This window comes from Methanoregula sp. (assembly GCF_041645475.1).
Lineage (GTDB): Archaea > Halobacteriota > Methanomicrobia > Methanomicrobiales > Methanospirillaceae > Methanoregula.
Map to the genome: position 1 here is coordinate 1 of NZ_JBAZQA010000019.1, position 19,792 is coordinate 19,792.

A 19,792-nucleotide genomic window follows, 5' to 3' on the forward strand; every position below is an offset into this window, starting at 1 on the left:
TAATTACGGATCAGTTCCGCAAGTGGCTGTTCCCAGACGTTTCCTATACAGATCCCCTGGCAGATCTGGACGTTGCCATATGCGTCCACGTGAAGTCGGGACGGATTCTGGAGATCTTCATACGGGCAGGTTGTGAACTGCCGCCAGTTATGAAGTTCCGCGTACTGGCTCAGTCTCGTAGCGGCCCGGCCCCGGAACATGATGCCCCCCTCCGTTATGACCCCTTTTCCCTCTTCCCGAAGGGCAGCCTGGTTATCCGGCCCAGATCCACCGGGGTTAAGTGCCAGCACCAGCGTTGGCAGCCCCATCTTACTGGCAACCTCCAAAGCACGCCGGGCTGGATTCTCCTGACGGTTCTCATAATGGAAAATGTCGTCGCTGACACTGAAGTCCACAACGCCGAGTGCAGCAAGCGGTTCCAGGAAACACCGGGCATTCTCCTCTGATGTAGCAAAGTAGCCGTTGGTAACGATTCCTACTGAAAAATTCCGGCTCCGCGCCTGCCGGATGCCGTTGAGCAGGACCGGATAAAAGAGGAATGGTTCACCACCCTCGAAATAGATCGTATCGACCGTTCTGATATGTGATGCCTGATCGAGGACCCGTGCGATCTGGACGGGTGTGAACGTTCCCTCCGCAGAGGGGCTGCTGCAGACAAAGCAATGTTCGCATGTGAGGGTGCACATGTAAGTAAGAATGAAATGGATCTGTGTCATCATAGCATGAAGTCACCGTTTATTCTTACAGGAATACCCTTTGATAAGGTCTTAATGCTTATTGCTGGAATGCACCCTTGGAGATGTCTTCCTCACAGAGGAATTTCAGGATGGTACGGGCGAATGCTTCCGGGCACTGGTACTGGAGACCATGCCCGGCACCCGGGAAGCGGGCAAGCCGAGCTCTCGGGATCCGGTCTGCAAGAACATCGGCATTTGCCGGAGGGATAACAATGTCCTCAGTTCCGGTAATAACCAGCGTCGGGTTCCGGATCCCGGCGAGCCGGTGAGCGGATCCCGTCCATGAGAAGAATGCCTCTGCCTGTCGTGCGGCCATCTCCTCACCGGTGGTTTCGTGTACCTCCGGACAATACTTCCATGGATCGTGCGCTGCAAGCCACTTTCCTGTGAAGAGCAACGAGAACATTCTGTCCGCAAGCTCAGCGGGCGTCCCGCTTTTATCCGTGAGTGTCTCCCACGTATCCGGGCGCATTCGTACGGCTTCGCCTCCTCCGCAGGTTCCGGCAACGAGAATGAGCCGGTTTACCCGTTCCGGATGTGTAAGGATCATCTCCTGGGCAATGGATGCACCCATTGAGAGACCGAGGATGTGGGCGCGGTCGATCCCGCAGGCATACATCAGGGCCGCTGTATCCTGTGTAAAAAGTGATATGGAGAATGGCTCCTCCGATGCGGTGGAAAATCCGGTACCCCGGTTATCGAAGATGATAACGCAGAATTTTTGCGCAAGCAGCTCAAGCAATGGCGGGCTCCACGTGTCCATTGCCGATGCGAACCCGTTGATCAGGAGGAGCGGATAGCCTGACCCGATCTCCCTGTACGCGAGCGAGATCCCGTTCACGTCAAGGTGTTTCACACCTGTTTCCGGCAATCCTGTCATGTCCTCATTCCTGAAATCAAGCCCTTGTCCAAATAATTCTGCGTTCTGTGTACGGGGGAGATCCGGTTGGAGGTTTTTTCGTTTTTGACTCAGCGGTAATCCCTGATATGGATAATATTGCCTTTACTATCTGCATGATTTTTTCAAAATAAAAATCATTTGTCCTTACACTGCATTTCCCGTACCTGGAGGAGCCAGATGACAACCTCCGATAGCAGCTCTCAATCGGATATTGTGGTAAGTATATTTGGGAGCCTGTTGTGCCTTCGAGAAATGAGTTGCTAAGACTTCAGGCTTTGATATTAATCAGAAATTTTTTTGAGGCACCTGCTATGTCAGAGCCTTCTGTTGCCATATGGAAAAAGAACAATCTCCTTACTGATTTCCCCGGATAAACATAATCCCTGAATAGAGTGGGAATTATTCATGTCCCCGAGACATGGTTCCCTGCACACGGTCTCCAGGCCGTCTTCGGGACCGTGATCTCGAACAGAACCCCGCACCCGGCGATCCCGGTCTCCCGTATGGAAAGGCCGGTTATTCCCAGGATCTCCCGGATGATATAGAGACCAAAGCCGGTATTTTTTCCATATCCCTGTTCAAAGATCCGCTGCTTCTCTTCCGCAGAAATCCCGATCCCGTCGTCACGGTAACGGATAACAAGATCTCCATCCGGTACAAACTCTGTCTCAATTGTGATATTCCGGACCGATCCGCCATGCCGGAAACTGTTATCGATCAGGTTGTAGAATACCCTGCAGAGGAGTGAGTCTGCATAGATTTCAGTCTCGGTTCCGGGAAGAGTTAATTGTACCTCCGTCATATCCCGCCCGATTGCTGATGCTGCACTCCCGATACTCTGAAATAGGCCATGCCACTGCGGAGCTTTCACCCCGACATCCTGGTATTCCCTGGTGAAGATGATCTGGTCTTTTATCTTGATGACCTGGGTGTGGATCTCTGAAATGAGTTCCTGTGCACTGCGGTCCGCTGTTGTTGCACTCAGCATATCGCAGAGGCCGAGGAGTCCGGTGATATTGTTCAGGACATCATGGCGTGTTATGCTGTTCATCATATTCAGTTTCTGGTTCGTTACCTCAAGCGCTTTCTCGAGACGGACCTGTTCCGTGATATCAACGATGACCCCGTGGATTCCTGCAACGCGTTTCTCCCCGATAATCGGGGAGGCATAGATGACCGCGGGAATTTCCCTTCCATCATGGGTAACAATGCAGCATACGGTATGGTCGCTGGTGATGTCCCGCTGGAGGCGGGCAAAAAACCGCGCAACCTCCATCCGATCAGCCTCCCGTATGATATCCGATATGCCGGTCCTCTTCTGTGCCAGGTCGTCATACGCATATCCTGTTATTTCGATGGTATTCCAGTTGTAGAACGTGAACATCAGATTTTCATCAAGTTCGAATACGATCTGGGGAAGGAGGTCGGCCAGATCCCGGAACCGGCTCTCGCAATTTTTGAGGAGATCCCGTTCTGCACGCTTGCGGCCGGTGATGTCGCGGACAACGGCGAAGACATACTCTCGGGCGTCTCTCGTGACACCGGTCAGGGCAATCTCGATGTCCAGGATCTTCCCGTTCCTGACCCGCTGATGTGATTCGTGAATCATGGACCCGTTTTTTCTTATGGTATTGATTATATCCTGCCAGGTTTCCGGATTGATCTCCGGAACTAATGCAGAGATCTTCATGGCAAGGAGTTCCCCGCGGGAATAGCCGGTTTTACGCGAGCCTGCATCGTTCACGTAGTGGATGGTACCGTCAGCATCCAGCAGGAATATCGCATCGGATGCCCGGTCGGAAAAAGCCTTGAACAGTTCCGGATCATCAACCATCCATGCTCCCCCGTGAACGATCCCAACTTGTTTCCACTGAATAACAGATGCTTTGGGACATGGTAGTTATGTACTTGCGACTGGGCCTCTATTAAAACCCCCGAAAACGCATGACCGCCGGGTGACGTTTGCGTTCTTTGGATTCGGTTGTCCAAATACCATTCTGTATTTCCGCGCTCTCCGCCGCAATACACTCCAGCAGATCAATGGTATGGTGCCCTGGTTATCCAGAGCCCGACAGCCCCGGACGCCATGATTATGAGAAATCCGACAACTAACCCGAGATAAAAACCCGCCTTCTCATTAAAATGACCGAAGGTATCTGTAATTGACAACCGCAGAATGTCGGTATTCTTTTTCTGCCCACCAATATTTGCACCGGGTGCCTATTCGTCAGTTTCACCCCTCGCACCTTTCCTTTTTACATCCCGGCATTGAACCTCCTTTCAGGAGCCGGATTATGGTACCCCATGTTATCCTCCATACTGCGACAAGCCTCGATGGCCGTATCACGAACTTTCCTGCTGATCTCGAACTCTACTATGCCCTTGCGGCCCGGTGGAATCCGGATGCTGTCCTGCTCGGCAGTTCCACGATCCTTGCCGCCCCCTCGCTGGAAGTCCCGGATGAACACCGGGACCGATTTGAACCAAAAGAAAAACTAAAACACGATCCCCGCCCCCTGATGGTTGTAGCCGACAGCAGGGGAAAGATTCGTTGCTGGGATACTTTAAAGTCCTGGCCGTATATGCGTGATCTCGTGGCGCTCTGTTCCACGACAACTCCTGTTGAATACCTGGAGTACCTGAAAGAAAAGCGGATCGGCACCATCATTACCGGCAACGATCAGGTGGATATGCGTGCGGCCCTTGAAGAGCTGCACCGGAGTTACGGTGTCAACGTTGTCCGGGCCGACTGCGGGGGAACCCTGAACAGCGTGCTTCTCCGGACCGGGCTTGTTACCGAAGTGAGCGTACTTATCCACCCATTTCTTGCCGGGGGAACTTCGGATCCCACGATGTTTGACCCGGACCGCGCCGGTATTCCGGGTCTTCAGGTTCCGCTCCGGCATCTCACCACCGAGATGCTCGGAAACGGGATAGTCTGGGTGCGCTATACGCCCGATATGAGAGAAATATAAAAAACCGTTTTTCCGTGTCTATCCGTATATGATCTTTTTCTTGTCACTCATTTTCCCGCTGCACAGGAATTTATGCACCATTTTTTCTGTTCAGGATAACCGGGATCGCAACTCCTGCTGTAATGAAACCGGAAGCAAGGATCGGCCAGCCGGTATCGGACCCCAGAAACGGCGTAATAATGAGAAGGACCACCGCGGCTCCCAGTGGTACAGGGGCATACCTGTCTGCAAGGAGTGTGTCTGCCTGTAATCCCCGGACATGCCGTGGCATGTCTCCCGATCCCGTTTTTTTATAGCAGCTCGCCTGTTGCTGAAATCTCCCTGCCATACGAAACGGTCCCCGCATCTGTCTGAAAATAAACCGTTCAAAAAGTGTGATTATCCGGATGTCTCTTTTCTCCCGTAACCCTCAGGAACTCCAGGCATCCGGCCGGATGTGGTACAGGTGTAAATGTTCCGGATAACGATTCCCGAAATCGTGGTAATGATGAGTATAAGTGTGAACCATGCCGCCATATACAAGGCTGCAACGGCACTCCACCCGCCTTTGTAATAGAATTCATACCAGAACGGGCTGTCAAGCAGAACTGCACTGAAAATAACCTGGAATATACCTGAAATAAGAGAAAACCCGGTAATAACCATTCCTAACAGGAGGATGCAGACCAGCATCTCGCCCCAGATCTTTTTCATCAGACGGGTTGATTCACCAATTGCGGCCCACAGCGGCTTTTTCTCCAGGACAAGCACCGGTATCACGAATGCTGTCAGGATGAACAAGGCGACATTGATTATCATCATCTGGATCGTTGCAAGGGAGGCATATTGTATATGGAATAACCCGGCGATAGGGCCCGAGCCGTAGATCTCCGGAGTCACGATGTAACCAAATGGGAATCGGGTGATCAAAGACTGTATTGTGAGATCTCCGGTGGAAACGATCAGAAGATATACCGATGTTCCGAGAACTGCCATGATTCCCGACCAGCAGACAAAAGCCCTTGCATGAGTTGTCGCTTTCGATAACCCTAGCCGGATCGACACACCCGCGTCCACGGGATCCGCCGGGCGGCTGAGGAATAGTCCGGCCAGAATGAGGCAGATGCAAAAGACACTGATGAGTTCAATGCAGAATGTCAGGACAACCCCGAGGGTAGAACTGATCATCTCATACGGGTAGGATCCCAGAACATGGAGTGCATATTGCGCCATGAACATGAATGCTATGACAAGACCCGTGAGAACGGAGAACCAGAGCAGACGTTTCTCCTTATTCAGGGTTTTGATGCTTCCCGATAATACTTCGATTCCACGGCCTATCCGTCCTGATCCCCCGGCGCTACCGTCAGGTTCGAGGGGGAGCATCACCCCTAGCGGCATCGAGAGTACGGACGGTGCCGCCCGGACCATCCCGGTATTCGGACACCACCCCATCCGTCTCTGGATTATTTCTGATAATTGTGCAAGTCTCATACACGAGTCCTCTGTTATTTCTGACACACCTGTCCTGACTCATTGGTTGTTGGCTTCTGAATCGCAAAACAGAAGTGTAAGTCAACATATGAATGTTGACTATATATATTTTCTGGGATTGGATCGAAATCACTTCAGAACGCGGGGAATCAGTGACTGATAAAAAACCCTGCGCGATCAGGTAACCCCGTTGATCCTCTTGTAAACTGGCACGACCGAACTCTCACTTTTGCGTTTATGGGGAGCATATTTTTCCGGATATCTGCCCGCGGGAATTCGGGATAAAAGGTTATGAACGCCGGCCCCACAGGGTAATGACTCCAATAAGAACGATTGCCCCGATCGGAGGATACTGAAGCGGAGAATGCTGGGTAGTCCGCAGGACCGGCGCGGTTGAAACAGCTGTTGCCCGAGGCGTCGGACTATCAGAATCCGTGACCCGGATCATTGTCGGAACCGCTGTCAGAGATGATGAGTTCGCCCCAATCGTATACAGGTTCTTATCTTCACTCCCGACATAGACAAATCCGTTTGTCACCGTCGGGGATGAATACACGATACCCCCGGTAGTGAACTGCCATAGTTCAGCATTCCCCGGTTCACTACTCCCGTTATCATAAACTCCGGTATGTTCCGGATTGGCCCCAGTACTTCACTAATTTTTAGCCCGGACTAAAAAAAAGTGCAAGATCTAACAAGACAGCGGGCGCCGGATATGGTCACTATACGGCAAAGAGTCAGCTGAATACTAAGACCTCATCCAGAAACGTTGCGATCCTGTACCTGCTGACTATCCATTATGCGCAGAGGAAATTTAGAGACGCACCGGGTTCGTACGATTTGTTTGGATTAAGGTATTCTCCAGAGCATTTTTTTTCAAGCAGGCCCTGCCTGAAAATTTTCAATCGCGATCTTTGGGTGTCAGTAACCTTGCTAACAGTTGGATAATTATCCAACTGTTGGATATTTATCTAACAGAAACCAGTTTTCTCCGGCCTGAGCGATCCGGCAGATCAACCGGACCCTGCCTGAAAAAATGTGAGCAGGGGGGAGGGGGTGGTTGAAATTTTTTTTGCCGGAGATCGATTGCGATGCTAATATTGCGATGCTGATAATGGTGTAGCTATTCACTTCAGATTTTTGACAGGTAGATTAGTGAAGTACTGGGCCCGGAACATTGCATCTTCAGCTGAAACGGGAACAACGGAAAACAAGAAATGAGGAACAATCAGGAATAGTATTAAAAAAAAAGTTTTGAACAAGAATTACTGGATCGTCTCCAGGAGTGGTGTATGTTTTGAGATGCCATAATTTTCACCTGGTTCTTTGTTCTTAGGTCTTTCTTAGCGTTTCAACAAAACCGAAAAATTAAAAAAATGATTGGAATGCCTCTTTCAGCGTCTGCAGAGCGTTCTCAAGCGGAGCGTCCCGGGAAGTCCGCTGGGCTGGAGCGGTTGTAGCCGCTGTTGCCCGGGATGTCGGGCTTCCCGTACCCGTGACCTGGAAGGGGATCAGGGTATACGTGTCATTGGTAAGTGTTTGATCGTGTGCTTCCTGATCGCTGATTGCAGCGCTGAGTGCGTCTGCCGCATCGCTGCCCTGCAGGCTACCCGGACCGGTGAGCCTGAAGACATTCGTGCCGTTATTCAGTTTCAGGTTGCGGACGTAATCCCCGCTGACAACGAAGTCGAACTGATTGTCTGCCATTGGGTGTTGCACGATGAGATAGTTCTGCCCTGTTATGAGTTTTTCAGACAATGCCGCATCGGCGTTAAAGGTAAACAATGCATTGGAATTTACCGGCGTTTTTGTCGTATAGGCATAAGCATCTCCAATAATCCATATCTGGACCCCCGGAGGAATTCCTTCCGCAATCCCGGTTACCGTGAACGGCTGCCCTTTTACAACCTTTGAAGAAGAGATATTTGCGGTTATAAACGGCTTTTTCAGGGCAATCCCGACATTGGCGGCACCCGGGCCCGGCGTGTCCGCAGATTTTGGCTGGCTTGCGGCATACACACTGTACGTACCGGCAAGGAATGGAAGATTTATCGTGTAATATGTGTATTCCCAGGACTTATCCGGATTTGTTTTCACAACCGTGAATGTGTCCGGATTTCCACTGACCACTGCATTGTTGGGCGAGGTTAGTTCGACACCCGCAGCGGGAAGGTCGGGGCCGATCATGAAAAGGTATGTGGAATCCGAATCGGCGTTCTTGCCCCTGAAAACCACTTTTTCCCCGAGATAATATGACTTATCTCCGACTGCGGAAATAGTGACTCCCGAACCTGCGGTGGAAGAAGACCCAGCATCCGTGACCTGGAACGGGATTATGGTATACGTGTCATTGGTAAGTGTTTGATCGTGTGCTTCCTGATCGCTGATTGCAGCGCTGAGTGCATCTGCCGCATCGCGTCCCTGCAGGCTACCCGGGCCGGTGAGCCTGAAGAGATTCGTACCATTGTTGAGTTTCAGGTTGCGGACGTAATCCCCGCTGACAACAAAGTCGGACTGATTGTCTGCCATCGGGTGCTGGAGAATGAGAAAACATTGTCCTTTTGGAAGTTTTTCTGAGAGTTGCGTATCACCATTGAACGTAAATGATGCATTGGAATTTACCGGAGTTGTAGTTTTAAACACAAAGTTATTGCCAAGAATCCATATCTGGACTTCTGGTGGTATTCCTTCCGCAATTCCCTTGACCGTGAAAGGCAGTCCTTTTGAAACGGATGATGGAGAGATCTCTCCCGTTATGAATGGCTTTTTGTGTATTATACTGGTTGTTCCATAGGTTGTTAAATCGTTGAAATGGTCTTTTGTTTTCGGCGTGGTTACTGCATAAATGGTATACGATCCGGCATCCAGATTAAGAGCAGATGTATACAGGGTATATTCCCAGGTTTTATCCGGATTTGTTTTCGCGATGGTGAATGAACCGGGATCTCCGCTGACCGGATTTTGAAGAGGGGAAGACAGTTTTCCCCCACCATCCGGAAGGTTGGGTCCGGTGATGAAGAGGTACGTGGAATCGGAATCCGTATTCATCCCGCTGAAGATCACTTCTTCCCCATGATAATAAGACTGACTCCCTTTCGCTACGATAGTAACGAACGGCTTCTCTGCTGATACGGCAGAAACCAACAGTGCTGCTGCACCCGCTATGATAAGCAGCAGGATCAACATCCTCAACCCGCGTGGGTTGTTGTTGCTTTGTAATAACATATGTAAATGTATGAATATTTACAATATAAAAGTTTTGCAATTTCCCGGGATTTTCCTCACTGGTTTCCCAGGAACGGTTCGTTCTCCATTCTCCGTATTATACCGTCTCCCTTCTGCAGGGAAGGAAGAGCGTGGGGAAACTCACATAAGAAATAAAACCGAATCCCGGTACAGGTTCTCTTATCGTTTGTGCACATCCACTCGGTTTTTGGGTTTTTTGTTAGATACTATTTTCAGGCGCCATTTTTTAATCGGGATATCTGCCAGCAGGAATCAGGGAATTAAAAAGAATTATGTATGAGGTTCCGTTTCAGCGGATCCAGGTAACTGCCTGTTCTTTGCTGATGTGTACAGGTCCAGTGTTGCAATCCCCCCAACCGTTGCCACGACCAGCACAAGGCTGGAAAGGACGAGGATATACAGGAGGCCGAGAGCGATCCACACATCACTGGGAGGCGAATACGATGTGTACATTTGGCCGGCATCCCACCACACATGATCCACCCCGGAAAACTGGAAGAGCAGGAACATGAGCGAGGCTGCGAATACTATCAGCCCAAGGCTGAGAACGCAGGCCGCTACCTCCGCCCAGGTTTTTCTCATCAGGGCAAATGATCCCACAACCGCCTTCTTCAGACTCTTCTTCTCAAGTACGAGCAGGGGTACTACAAACAGGGTCAGGACGAACAGGAGTACGTTGATTGCTGAAAGGATCAGGGTATCCACAAGCACACTGCCAAGTCCCCAGTCCGGGGGCAGGAGGATAATGAAAGGGGTCGGTGGGAGTAGGTAGTTTAAGATAAAGTTGATGGGGAACTGGTTGAGCATATAACTCAAGGGTTGCCAGATGGCCGAACTCAGCAGATTGGAATATTGGCCCGTGGTAAAGAGCAGACTACCTGCAAGTGCCACAACAACGGACCACCCGGTGAGCGGTTTTGAGTATTTTTTTGCCGTTTTGAGTCCCTGAAAGAATGAGACCGATCCACTGTCCCTTGAAACGATGCTCAGGAGAAGGCCCGCCAGTAAGAATACCAGGCAAAACACTGTTGCGAACTCGATCACAAAGATCAGGGTAAACGATGTGAGTAAACGGGCAATGGAGAGATCAATGTAGGGATGAACGTAGAGCAGCCACCGGGGGTTGCGAACGAAGAGCGCCCCCTGGACAATAAAGGGATAAACGAAGAGCCAGATCCCCGCGAGTGCCGCGACCACAGACAAACCAGTAAGAGGTACAAGGTATTTTTTTGCCTGCCTGAGTCCCTGCATGAATGAGACAGAACGGTCTTTTTTTGACGAGATGCTTAATGTAAGGCCCGCCATGAGAAAACCCAGGCAGAAGACCAGCACAAGCCCGATCATAAATGTGAGGGCAAGTGGCGGGAGTAACCGGACAGAGTCGGTATCAAAGAAGAATCGCCACTCTGATGATGAGGGGAATACGACGAGCCAGCACTGGGCGATGGAGTTTACGGCCAGCACGAGGCCAATCAGGAGCGAGAACCAGAGGAGTTGCGGGTTACGGAGAAGGGTTTTCATTCCTGATATGGCGGCTCCGGTTCCCCGCCGGATCATTCCCGATCCACCGGCTCCGCCATCCGGGCTCCCCGCAAGTTCTGGTCCTGTCGGATCACCAATACATATCTGCGAGGCATGGACCACCGGGGGTTTCCGGCAGAGGCCAAGCCAGTGTTCAGCAATTTCAGATACCCGGGTCATTATGCAATCTTCCGGTTTTTTGCAGAGGAGTAAAGATCCAGCGCTGCGATTCCTGCAACCGTTACCACTACAAACGCAACGCTGAACAGTGCGAGATAATAGAGGATGCCAAGAGCAATCCACGTGCCGGTGGGAATGGCGTAGAGGAGATTCGGTGGTGTGACCATCCTGTGCGCTGCCTGGATGAGCAGGTACGTAAGGAAGACACCGTATACGATGACTCCGAGGAAGAGAGCGCAGGCCGCTATCTCGGCCCAGGTCTTTTTCAGCAGGGCAAACGATCCCGCGACCGCCTCTTGAATGGACTTTTGCCCGAGAACGAGTGAGGGCACGACGAATGCGGTCAGGATGAACAGGAGCAGGTTGATCGCAGAAAAGGTCAGGGCGTTCTCGAACCCGTACGGATATGTCCAGAACAGCGGCGATCGTCCTCCATAGCCAGGAATCTCGGCAAAGGAGCTCGGATTGAGATTCAGGGTGAAAGGGAACTGGGTGAGCGTGCCAGTAAGGGAAGCACTGTATGGCCAGAAGAACCCGTCGGAATGTAAGAAGACCCTGTAGAGCAGCAGTCCTGCAAATGCCAGGATAAAAGACCACACAAAGATCGCTCGTATGGATTTTTTTGCCCCGGCAACCCCTTTAGAAAAGGAGGCAGAGCCTTCTTTTTTAGACGCAATGCTCACAACAAGGCCCGCCAGCAGGAACACCATACAGAATACTGTTGTAAACTCGATGAAAAAGGCCAGGATAACAGGTATGATTTCATCAGACAGGATCCAGGTGATGTAGCAGAGTGCCCCCTGGGCAATGATGTTTCCTGCCAGCACAAGCCCGGCAAGGAGTGCAAACCAGAGGAGCTGCCGGTTCCGGTTCAGGGTCATCATACCTGACAGGGCGGATCCGATTCCCCGGCGGACTGCTCCCGATCCGCCGGTACCGCCATCCGGGAGTCCCTCATGAGTGGATTCCGGCGGCATTGCGAACCCTGTCTGAAGTGCATGTACTGCCGGTGGTTTCCGGCACAGGCCCAGCCACGGGTTAACGATTCCGAGAAAGAGGCGCATCAGATCACAACTCCTGTTGGATCTGTGGCTTCGGCGGCGATCTGCCTGCTTTTTGCCGAGGTGTAGAGGTTCAGAGCGGCAATCCCTCCAACCGTTGCCATTATAACCGCAAAACAGAACAATGCACAATCATACACGAGAGCAAGAGCAATCCAGGTATTTTCCGGACGCATCGAGCCAGCCCAGTCCGGTGTGCCCATCCCGGATGCAGCCTGGATGAGCAGGTACGTAAGGAGCACACCCAATGCAACAACGAAAAGGAAGACTGCGCAGGCCGCTACCTCCGCCCAGGTCTTTTTCACCAGGGCAAAGGATCCCACGACTGCCTCTTTGAGGGTCTTCTGTTCGAGTACGAGTAAGGGCACAACAAATGCGGTCAGGATGAACAGGAGCAGATTGATCACAGTAAACGTCAGGGCCTGCAGGATCCCGGATGGATATATCCACGTTGTCAGCGAGACCCCCCCGTCACGGTAGAGGTCGAACGAGCTGTACGGGGTGAGAGCCGGGTTGAAAGGGAACTCATAAAGCACGTTGACGGGTCCATGGAGGGTTCCAATGATCGCGAGGACCGGGTCATTACGCGGGAACCAACCTGGCGAATAAAAGTAAATACTGAAAAGCAGCATGCCTGCGAATGCCAGAACAAGAGACCATCCGAAGATGGCTTTTGTGTATTTTTTTGCTCCTGCAAGTCCCTCAAAGAACGAGGCGGATCCGTCTTTCTTTGACGGGATACTCAGGACAAGGCCCCCCAGCAGGAACACCAGGCAAAGCACCGTTGCGAACTCGATGATAAAAGTCAGGACCAGCCATTCGGTTTCCCCTAAATACGGCTGCATGGCCCAGGTTATGTAGCCGAGTGCCCCCTGGGCAATGGTGGTTCCCGCCAGCACAAGCCCGGCAAGGAGGGTAAACCAGAGGAGCTGCCGGTTCCGGTTCAGGGTCATCATGCCCGACAGGGCAGATCCGATTCCCCGGCGAATAGAACCCGATCCGCTACCCCCACCGTCTGGCTGCCCCTCAAAGGCGCATGCCGGTGGGATGCTGATACCTGCCTGCGAGGCACGGACCAACGGCGATTTCCGGCACAGGCCGGACCAGTGTTCAGCAATTTCGGAGAGCCTTGTCATGTTACACTCTCCCGGATTTTTGTGAGCAGTTCGTCCGCCATTTTTGTCGGGTCGGCAGTTTTCTCAATTTTGATCCCGAGTTCTGAAGCGAAATCCCAGATGAATTCGATACACTGGGTGAATTCATCGCAGGCCTTACAGTCCCCGTCATGCTCGTACCAGACCTGCATGCCGTGCTTCTCCGAGACGAAGATGTAGGCATTTGTCTGGAACGGGATGGACCGCCCGAATAAAACACCTCTCTCCACATCGATCTTCTCAATCTGGATCCGGTTTGCCTGCGCCATCTCCCGCAGCGAGGCATCGATCTTCCTGTCCATAACGAGGAGTGCCTGCGATACCCCCTGTCGTGTAATGCCCAGCTCGTTGGCAATAGAGACATTTTGCATCCCGCTGCGACGCATCTTCCAGAACCCGAACTGTTTCTCATTCGTAGGTAGGAACATATGTAAATGTATGGACATTTACAATATAAAAGTGTCGGAGCCCGGCCCAGGTTTGGAAGATGACGACCCGCTCCCCTCTCAAGGAACCGTTCTATGACTCCTTCATCCGGCCGTCTTTGCATACCGGTACGACCAGACCGAGATATAGATGGTGACACCGATGATGATCACAAGCATCAGGGCCATTGCCCAGATCCCGGAAACAAGGCTCCCGATCACGGTGAGGATGCCGCCCGCCATGAAGAGCGGGCCACCGTGTTCATGTGTCTTCTTCCAGATGTCATCGCTCTTCATTGTCCAGGGCAGGCGGATACCCATCGTTGTGTTCCGGTGGATGTACGGCATCAGGCTCCCGAGGATGATGAAGAGAAACCCGATAAGAACGGGGATAATGGTGATTACCGGGAGATCATATCCCGCGGCAATCAGGAGAAAGATGACTTCCATGACGAGGAGCATGCCCGTTGTGGCAAAGAGGATGATGGCATAGATGTCCTTTGCCAGCGCAAAACCTGCATACCTGCTGTCGAATTTCGGCAGCAGGATAAAGAGGAGCGTTACCAGGGTGATGATGACCGGCAGGCCGAAGGCGCCCGGGATGCTTGCGGCAAATCCGTCTGCCTTTCCCTGTAGGTTCCAGTGGACCGGGATTACTTCCGGCAGGAATGGCAGGATGAGGATTGCCACCACATAGGAGAGCACTACGACTGCGATTGTCAGGTGCATGAACCGGTCTGCCCGGCCTGTCACGCTGCCGCCACTGTCAGCAAGATCCCCGGTTTTTGCACCGGCTGGCTGGTCCGGTGCCGGGTGCTGCGCGGCCCCGGTCATCGGGCACCAGCCGAGATATGCCCTGATCCTGTTCGGAATCGCCGATGTCATGGAGATTCCCGTCCTGCGGGAGTGTGTTGTGCCTCTGCCCCTGCCTGTCCGATTGCAAGGCAGAGCGCTTCCGGCTCATCGGTACCGATCCTGAATGCCTGCCCGGAGAAGAGCAGGACTTCAACCGCATAACGCCCGGAGACGTTATACAGGGTTCCGCGCGGCGTGTAGTGGATACCATACCCGTAGTACCATGGGTTTGTGACCGGCGTCGCCGATACGATCTCGGCAACCGGCCACTGCTTCCGGATAATACCCAAAGGTCCAAACCGGATCCGGAGGTTTGCCGGGGTAACGGAGACGGTCAGCCGGGCCATGATGGCAAGGACTGCAACAAGTATGCACAGGACAAGGATGGTGACCAGCTGGGGACCCAGGAAGAGCATTGTCCCGAGCAGGAACAGGCAGGCTGCCCCGAGAGTTCCTGCCAGCAGGTACCCCGGCTGGGTGTGTTCGTATACCCTGCCGCCCGGTATCCCGGATCCGTCAGAACCCGATGGCCCGGGACTTTTCGTTACAGGGTTCATCGCAGGAACGGCGGACCGCACATCTGCCGTCATTTTTGTTTTTACTGCAAGCCCGTGTGGGCACCAGCCCGTCCATTTGTGAATAATCTCAGAAATGCTTGTTCCTGTCATTTGCGTTACTTCCCGTATGATTGCGGACGTCAACACTAACGTGTTGACTTAGTTGGCCCTGACAGTTTAATAATATTCGTTGTTCCGATGAGATCTTTGCCTGCGTTTCGCGTGATACGGTTGATCCATCCTCCCTATTGTGAGGAACAATGCGGCAGTACCCGGTAAGGGAACCGGTTACAGCCGGTGTGTACACCTCCTTTATTATCTCCTGTCGCAAAAACAGAGGTAATGATTCAGGAATCGTCCGAGGAACTTCTCGCCATCATACGGGACCACTCCGCCGATCCAAAGATGCCCGTCCCCGTACTTCGGGAGGAATTCTCCGCATTCTACCAGGAGATGCAGGCTGATATTGTCAGCGAGGGTAGTCATTCGGCCGTGAATATCCGGATAACGGATGCCGTTTCCGGCCTCTGGATCACCCTGCAGGATTCCCGTATGGACCGGGTGATCCTCTTCTTCCACAGCGGCGGGTTCACTCTAGGCTCCCCTGAAGATCATCTCGGGCTCTGCATCCGGCTCGCCAGGGCTGCAAACGCCCCGGTCCTTTCCGTGGATTACCGGCTCGCCCCGGAACAGGTTTTTCCGGCTCCCGTTGAGGATGCTGTTGCCGCGTACCAGTACCTGCTCTCCAAAGGTTTCACCCCGCACCGGATCCTCCCGGTCGGGATCTCATCCGGGGGGACGCTTGTCCTAGCCCTCCTCCAGCAGATCCGTGACGCGGAGAAGCCCCTCCCGCTCGCCGGTGTCTGCATGTCTCCCCTCGTGGATATGTTGTTTCCGGGAGAATCGGTAACCCGGAACAGCGGCCGGGACTGGATCACCCCGGCCCATCTCCAGTCCATCCAGAAGACCTACCTTGCGGGTCACGATCCGCGTGATCCTCTCGCCTCTCCTGTTCATGCCCTGATGAAGGGGCTTCCGCGCCTCTATATCCAGATGGGAACCCACGAGCTCCTCCTCTCGGATATCGGGAAGTTTGTGGACAAGGCCCGTTGGGCCGGGGTCCCGGTCCAGGCCGAGATCTGGGAAGGCATGTTCCACTGCTGGCAGATCTTCGCGGGCCAGATCCCCGAAGGAAAGGAAGCAGTCGACCAGGCCGGTGCCTTCATCCAGAGCATCCTCTCCCGCTAACGGGAGCCCCGACCGACAGCTCTATCATTTCCCCGGCAAACCTGTTTTCGTTGAAATCCATGGTCAGGCTTCCTGTTGTTCTCCCCCTTGTCTTTGCCGTGCTGCTCCTCATGAGTGTCCCGGTAACTGCTACCGTTGTCCAGTCCGCAGTCTCGTTCTCCCCCAATCCCCCGCTTGCTGCGGGGGGTCAGCAGAAGGTGACTGCTACCTATGTTGTCATCCCTTCCGGGGCCACAACGTTCTCCCCGAATCACGATCTCCAGATGCAGACCGGGCTTTCGAATGCCCAGTGGGTTATCCAGGTGATCGTTGACGGGCACAATGCCGCCCGGCAGACCGCATCGGGCAGCGTGGCCTTCCTGAACGGCGCTCTCCTCTCGTATTCCACAACCCAGGATGTCTCATTTACGGTCACGATTACCGGGACGGTTCCCGCAGGGGCCGGTCCGCAGGTGATGGTCCTCCAGGTAGTGGAACTGGACAATGCCGGTACGGTTGTCCCGGGAAGCACCCTTACACTCACCCAGCCGGTTGCAGGCCAGCTTCCGGATACCCCTGCCACGACCCAGCTCCCGGTCCGGACCCCCGAGGTGCCCCCGTCATCGCAGGCTACCCCGCAGACTCCCCTTCCGGCAGTATGCGTGGTCCTTGCGGCAGGGATGGGGGCCCTTCTCATGGCCCGGCTGCGCAATCCCTGATGTGTAAACCGGTTTTCCGGTTTGTGACTCCGATTCTATGGAGGTGACCGGCAAACCTTCATCTCGTTATACATCGTACGCCGGTACTATGTTTGAGAGTATTGGCAGGAGCTTCTCGCTCGTCAAGACGAGCTGGAGCATCCTTATGCAGGACAAGAAACTGCTCGCATTTCCGGTTATGTCGGGGATTATCTCCTTAATCGTGCTTGCAACCTTCCTCCTCCCCCTGTTCATGGCAGGGAGCCTGGATGACGCAGTCCCAGGGGGATCGCTTGTTTTCTATGTTGGATTATTCCTCTTCTATCTCGTCAGTTACTTTGTCGTGATCTTCTTCAACACCGCGCTCATCCTGTGTGTGAATGCCCGGCTGAATGGCAGGGAGATGGGTGTCGGGGAGGCTCTCTCGGCATCCCTGCGGCACTTCCCCTCGATCCTTGCCTGGGCGCTCATCTCGGCAACCGTTGGCCTCCTGCTTCAGGTCCTTGCGGAAAAAGCAGGCTTCATCGGAGAGATCGCAGCAGGCCTCATCGGAGGTGCGTGGGGACTTGTCACCTTCTTTGTGGTACCGGTCCTCATGCTTGAAGAAAAGGGCGTGGTGGATTCGATGAAGGAATCCGTTGCGCTCGTAAAAAAGACCTGGGGCGAGAGTATTGTCGGTTCCGGTTCGATCATGCTCATCTTTTTGGCTATCGGACTCGTTGCGTTCCTCGGCGTCCTTGCCACGATGTTCCTTGGCAATGCGATGGTCTTCTGGGCCGCCATCTTCCTCTTCATCATCCTTGTCATTGTTCTTGGCGTTGTTGCATCGGCCATGCAGGGGATCTTCCTCACGGCCCTGTACCAGTTTGCCAAGACCGGTACGGTTCCCTCGGCGTTCGACCGCGACCTTATTGCCAACGCATTCGTGGCAAAGCCGGGATCACACCAGGGGAATATCTGATCCGGGCCCGTCAGTCTCCCCGTCCATCCCTCTTTTTTTCAGCCATCAGGTATCGCCCGCATTTCATACGTTGGATGCGCGAGGGTTCCGGGTTAAAACGCCTGATAACGGGTGATATGGTATTGCTGTCATGATTATGATCCATGTCTTCTTCCCCGGCATGTTTTTTTATCAGAACTGCAGGGGCCACCTGATTGCTCTGTCCGTTCATGACCCACATCTTCTTCGGCGTGGGTTTTACCCTGTTCAACCGGTTCGGGCGGGAATAATTACCCCTCCCTGTTCTCCAATCCATAGGTTTACAAAAAACCGGGGCCCATAATTTCTATGGATACAAAGAACGCCCCAAAAACCCTCCCGGGATCTACGCCGGAAGAGAAACTGGGACTGCTGGGACTCGTGCCCGGAAAGCAGATCGATGTCCGATCGCTCGGTGCCCTGGCCAACACCTATGCTCTTGAAGTTACTCTCTTTTTTGAGGAGGAACTTGCCCGCACCCGCACCCTTGATTCCGTTATTGAGGAATACCGTGCGGTCTCCGAGTTCGAGCGACCCTATATCGGTGTTGGCAGTTTCCTGACATTCACCCGTGAGAATGACCCCTCGTTTGAACAGACCATGCACGAGTTTCCGCTCATGATCGAGATCGTTTCCGCCGGAGAACGCCTTGCCGGGCCGGATAAGCGCCCCGTCCTCTTCGCCACCGGCCTTATGCCGTTTCTCGATGAGCTGGACGTGGATGCACCGCTGCCGGTCCCGAATGCCTGATGGGGAAAAAAGAGCGGGAACATGGGGGGCCGTATATATAAATCCGTGGAAAACGTATACAGTAAGGCATGAGCCTGTTTCCCAAGAAGCGTTTTTACTCGGCTTTCGACACCCTTGTCCCGAGCAGATACCTCCTCAAGTTCCGGAAATTCATCTTTTTTGAGCCCACGATGGGGCACGATATTGCCAACCGGGGCCGCCTTTCCCACTATGGCTGCGCAGAGCGCAAGGACTTTGCAAAGGCTCTCAAGAAGATCCGGGCCGAATCCGATCTCCTCCTTGAAGATATCGAGGCGTACCATATCCACATGGCCGTCAAGCGCACCCAGAAGGTTCCCGGCGATATCGCCGAAGTTGGCGTGTACAAGGGTGGTTCAGCCAAGATCATCTGCCTCTCGAAAGGTGATCGTCCTCTCCACCTCTTCGATACCTTCGAAGGCCTGCCAAGGGTTGACGAGATCGATATGGTCTGGCCGTTTTACGAGGGCAAATTCGCGGCATCGTATGATTCGGTAAAGGCATACCTGGAGGATAACCCGAATGTCCATTTCTACAAGGGGATCTTCCCGGCAACCTCGGACCCGGTCAAGGACAAGACCTTCTCGCTCGTGAATCTCGACGTGGACTGCTACGAGAGCACCAAACAGTGCCTCGAGTTCTTCTACCCCCGGATGAACTCAGGTGGTATCATCATCTCTCACGACTACATCACGGCTCCCGGCGTGAAGAAGGCGTTCGACGATTTCTTCGAAGTTAAGTCCGAGCCGGTGCTGGAAACCGCAGGCTCCCAGTGCCTTGTCGTAAAAGTCTGAACCGCGAAAAAAGATTTTTTAATTTTTTTTGGCCTGGCCGTATGTTCAATCCCTGATGATCAGGACACCGAAGACAACCAGCAGCAGGCCGAACAACACTACGGCGATTCCGATGAGTCCCTGGACTGCAATGATGACCTGCGGAAGGAACGTCCAGATAGCGTAGACCCCTACTGCACACAATACCAGACCAACGATCAGCGTAATAATTCCTGTTTTATCCATAGTAAATCTCCAGTGA

At 53.2% G+C, this 19,792-nt stretch carries 19 protein-coding genes and 1 pseudogene; 6 read left to right on the top strand and 14 right to left on the bottom strand.

The genetic code is table 11. The features are described 5' to 3' along the window. From WC598_RS13110 to WC598_RS13120, 3 genes are all read right to left on the bottom strand, one after another. A partial coding sequence (locus WC598_RS13110; protein ID WP_372961955.1) for a radical SAM protein occupies positions 1-719 on the bottom strand: 719 nt, incomplete at its 3' end. Positions 720-774: 55 nt separating this feature from the next. Further along, positions 775-1,617 (bottom strand): alpha/beta fold hydrolase, encoded by an 843-nt coding sequence (locus tag WC598_RS13115; RefSeq protein WP_372961956.1) that lies wholly within the window; start codon positions 1,615-1,617, stop codon positions 775-777. A 424-nt stretch (positions 1,618-2,041) separates the two neighbouring features. Further along, complete coding sequence (locus tag WC598_RS13120; RefSeq protein WP_372961957.1) at positions 2,042-3,472, bottom strand: PAS domain S-box protein; 1,431 nt, start codon at positions 3,470-3,472, stop codon at positions 2,042-2,044. Between the two features lie 460 nt (positions 3,473-3,932). On the opposite strand from WC598_RS13120, the gene WC598_RS13125 reads away from it, so the two are divergent. Further along, positions 3,933-4,613, top strand: a complete 681-nt coding sequence (locus WC598_RS13125; RefSeq protein ID WP_372961958.1) for a dihydrofolate reductase family protein — start codon at positions 3,933-3,935, stop codon at positions 4,611-4,613. Positions 4,614-4,683: 70 nt separating this feature from the next. On the opposite strand, the gene WC598_RS13130 is transcribed toward WC598_RS13125, so the two are convergent. From WC598_RS13130 to WC598_RS13175, 10 genes and pseudogenes are all read right to left on the bottom strand, one after another. Further along, positions 4,684-4,941 (bottom strand): hypothetical protein, encoded by a 258-nt coding sequence (locus WC598_RS13130; RefSeq protein WP_372961959.1) that lies wholly within the window; start codon positions 4,939-4,941, stop codon positions 4,684-4,686. Between the two features lie 50 nt (positions 4,942-4,991). After that, entirely contained in the window at positions 4,992-6,086 is a 1,095-nt protein-coding gene (locus WC598_RS13135; protein ID WP_372961960.1) for a hypothetical protein, read from the bottom strand. A gap of 289 nt (positions 6,087-6,375) precedes the next feature. After that, positions 6,376-6,660: pseudogene (locus WC598_RS13140) on the bottom strand (PQQ-binding-like beta-propeller repeat protein); the annotation flags it as partial. Between the two features lie 794 nt (positions 6,661-7,454). Beyond that, entirely contained in the window at positions 7,455-9,272 is a 1,818-nt protein-coding gene (locus tag WC598_RS13145; protein WP_372961961.1) for a hypothetical protein, read from the bottom strand. Positions 9,273-9,602: 330 nt separating this feature from the next. Next, entirely contained in the window at positions 9,603-11,033 is a 1,431-nt protein-coding gene (locus tag WC598_RS13150) for a hypothetical protein (protein WP_372961962.1), read from the bottom strand. Continuing rightward, complete coding sequence (locus WC598_RS13155; RefSeq protein WP_372961963.1) at positions 11,033-12,097, bottom strand: hypothetical protein; 1,065 nt, start codon at positions 12,095-12,097, stop codon at positions 11,033-11,035. Before WC598_RS13155 ends, WC598_RS13150 begins: the two co-directional genes overlap by 1 nt. Next, on the bottom strand, positions 12,097-13,230 hold the full coding sequence (locus tag WC598_RS13160; RefSeq protein ID WP_372961964.1) for a hypothetical protein: 1,134 nt from the start codon (positions 13,228-13,230) through the stop codon (positions 12,097-12,099). The genes WC598_RS13155 and WC598_RS13160 overlap by 1 nt, the downstream gene beginning before the upstream one ends. Continuing rightward, positions 13,227-13,676, bottom strand: a complete 450-nt coding sequence (locus WC598_RS13165) for a hypothetical protein (RefSeq protein WP_372961965.1) — start codon at positions 13,674-13,676, stop codon at positions 13,227-13,229. The genes WC598_RS13160 and WC598_RS13165 overlap by 4 nt, the downstream gene beginning before the upstream one ends. Before the next feature lie 102 nt (positions 13,677-13,778). Further along, positions 13,779-14,558, bottom strand: coding sequence for an SdpI family protein (locus WC598_RS13170; RefSeq protein WP_372961966.1), 780 nt, complete (start codon positions 14,556-14,558; stop codon positions 13,779-13,781). Further along, the gene (locus WC598_RS13175; RefSeq protein WP_372961967.1) at positions 14,555-15,196 is read right to left on the bottom strand and encodes a hypothetical protein; all 642 of its coding nucleotides are present in this window, start codon (positions 15,194-15,196) and stop codon (positions 14,555-14,557) included. Before WC598_RS13175 ends, WC598_RS13170 begins: the two co-directional genes overlap by 4 nt. Positions 15,197-15,427: 231 nt before the next feature. On the opposite strand from WC598_RS13175, the gene WC598_RS13180 reads away from it, so the two are divergent. From WC598_RS13180 to WC598_RS13200, 5 genes are all read left to right on the top strand, one after another. After that, positions 15,428-16,333, top strand: coding sequence for an alpha/beta hydrolase (locus WC598_RS13180; protein ID WP_372961968.1), 906 nt, complete (start codon positions 15,428-15,430; stop codon positions 16,331-16,333). Between the two features lie 59 nt (positions 16,334-16,392). Continuing rightward, entirely contained in the window at positions 16,393-17,031 is a 639-nt protein-coding gene (locus WC598_RS13185) for a hypothetical protein (protein WP_372961969.1), read from the top strand. Positions 17,032-17,119: 88 nt separating this feature from the next. After that, positions 17,120-17,971 (top strand): DUF6159 family protein, encoded by an 852-nt coding sequence (locus WC598_RS13190; RefSeq protein WP_372961970.1) that lies wholly within the window; start codon positions 17,120-17,122, stop codon positions 17,969-17,971. A 327-nt stretch (positions 17,972-18,298) separates the two neighbouring features. Continuing rightward, a complete protein-coding gene (locus tag WC598_RS13195; RefSeq protein WP_372961971.1) occupies positions 18,299-18,739 on the top strand; it encodes a hypothetical protein in 441 nt (146 codons plus the stop codon). A 68-nt stretch (positions 18,740-18,807) separates the two neighbouring features. Further along, positions 18,808-19,551, top strand: a complete 744-nt coding sequence (locus WC598_RS13200) for a TylF/MycF/NovP-related O-methyltransferase (protein WP_372961972.1) — start codon at positions 18,808-18,810, stop codon at positions 19,549-19,551. A gap of 45 nt (positions 19,552-19,596) precedes the next feature. On the opposite strand, the gene WC598_RS13205 is transcribed toward WC598_RS13200, so the two are convergent. After that, a complete protein-coding gene (locus WC598_RS13205; protein WP_372961973.1) occupies positions 19,597-19,776 on the bottom strand; it encodes a hypothetical protein in 180 nt (59 codons plus the stop codon). Between the last annotated feature and the right edge of the window lie 16 nt (positions 19,777-19,792).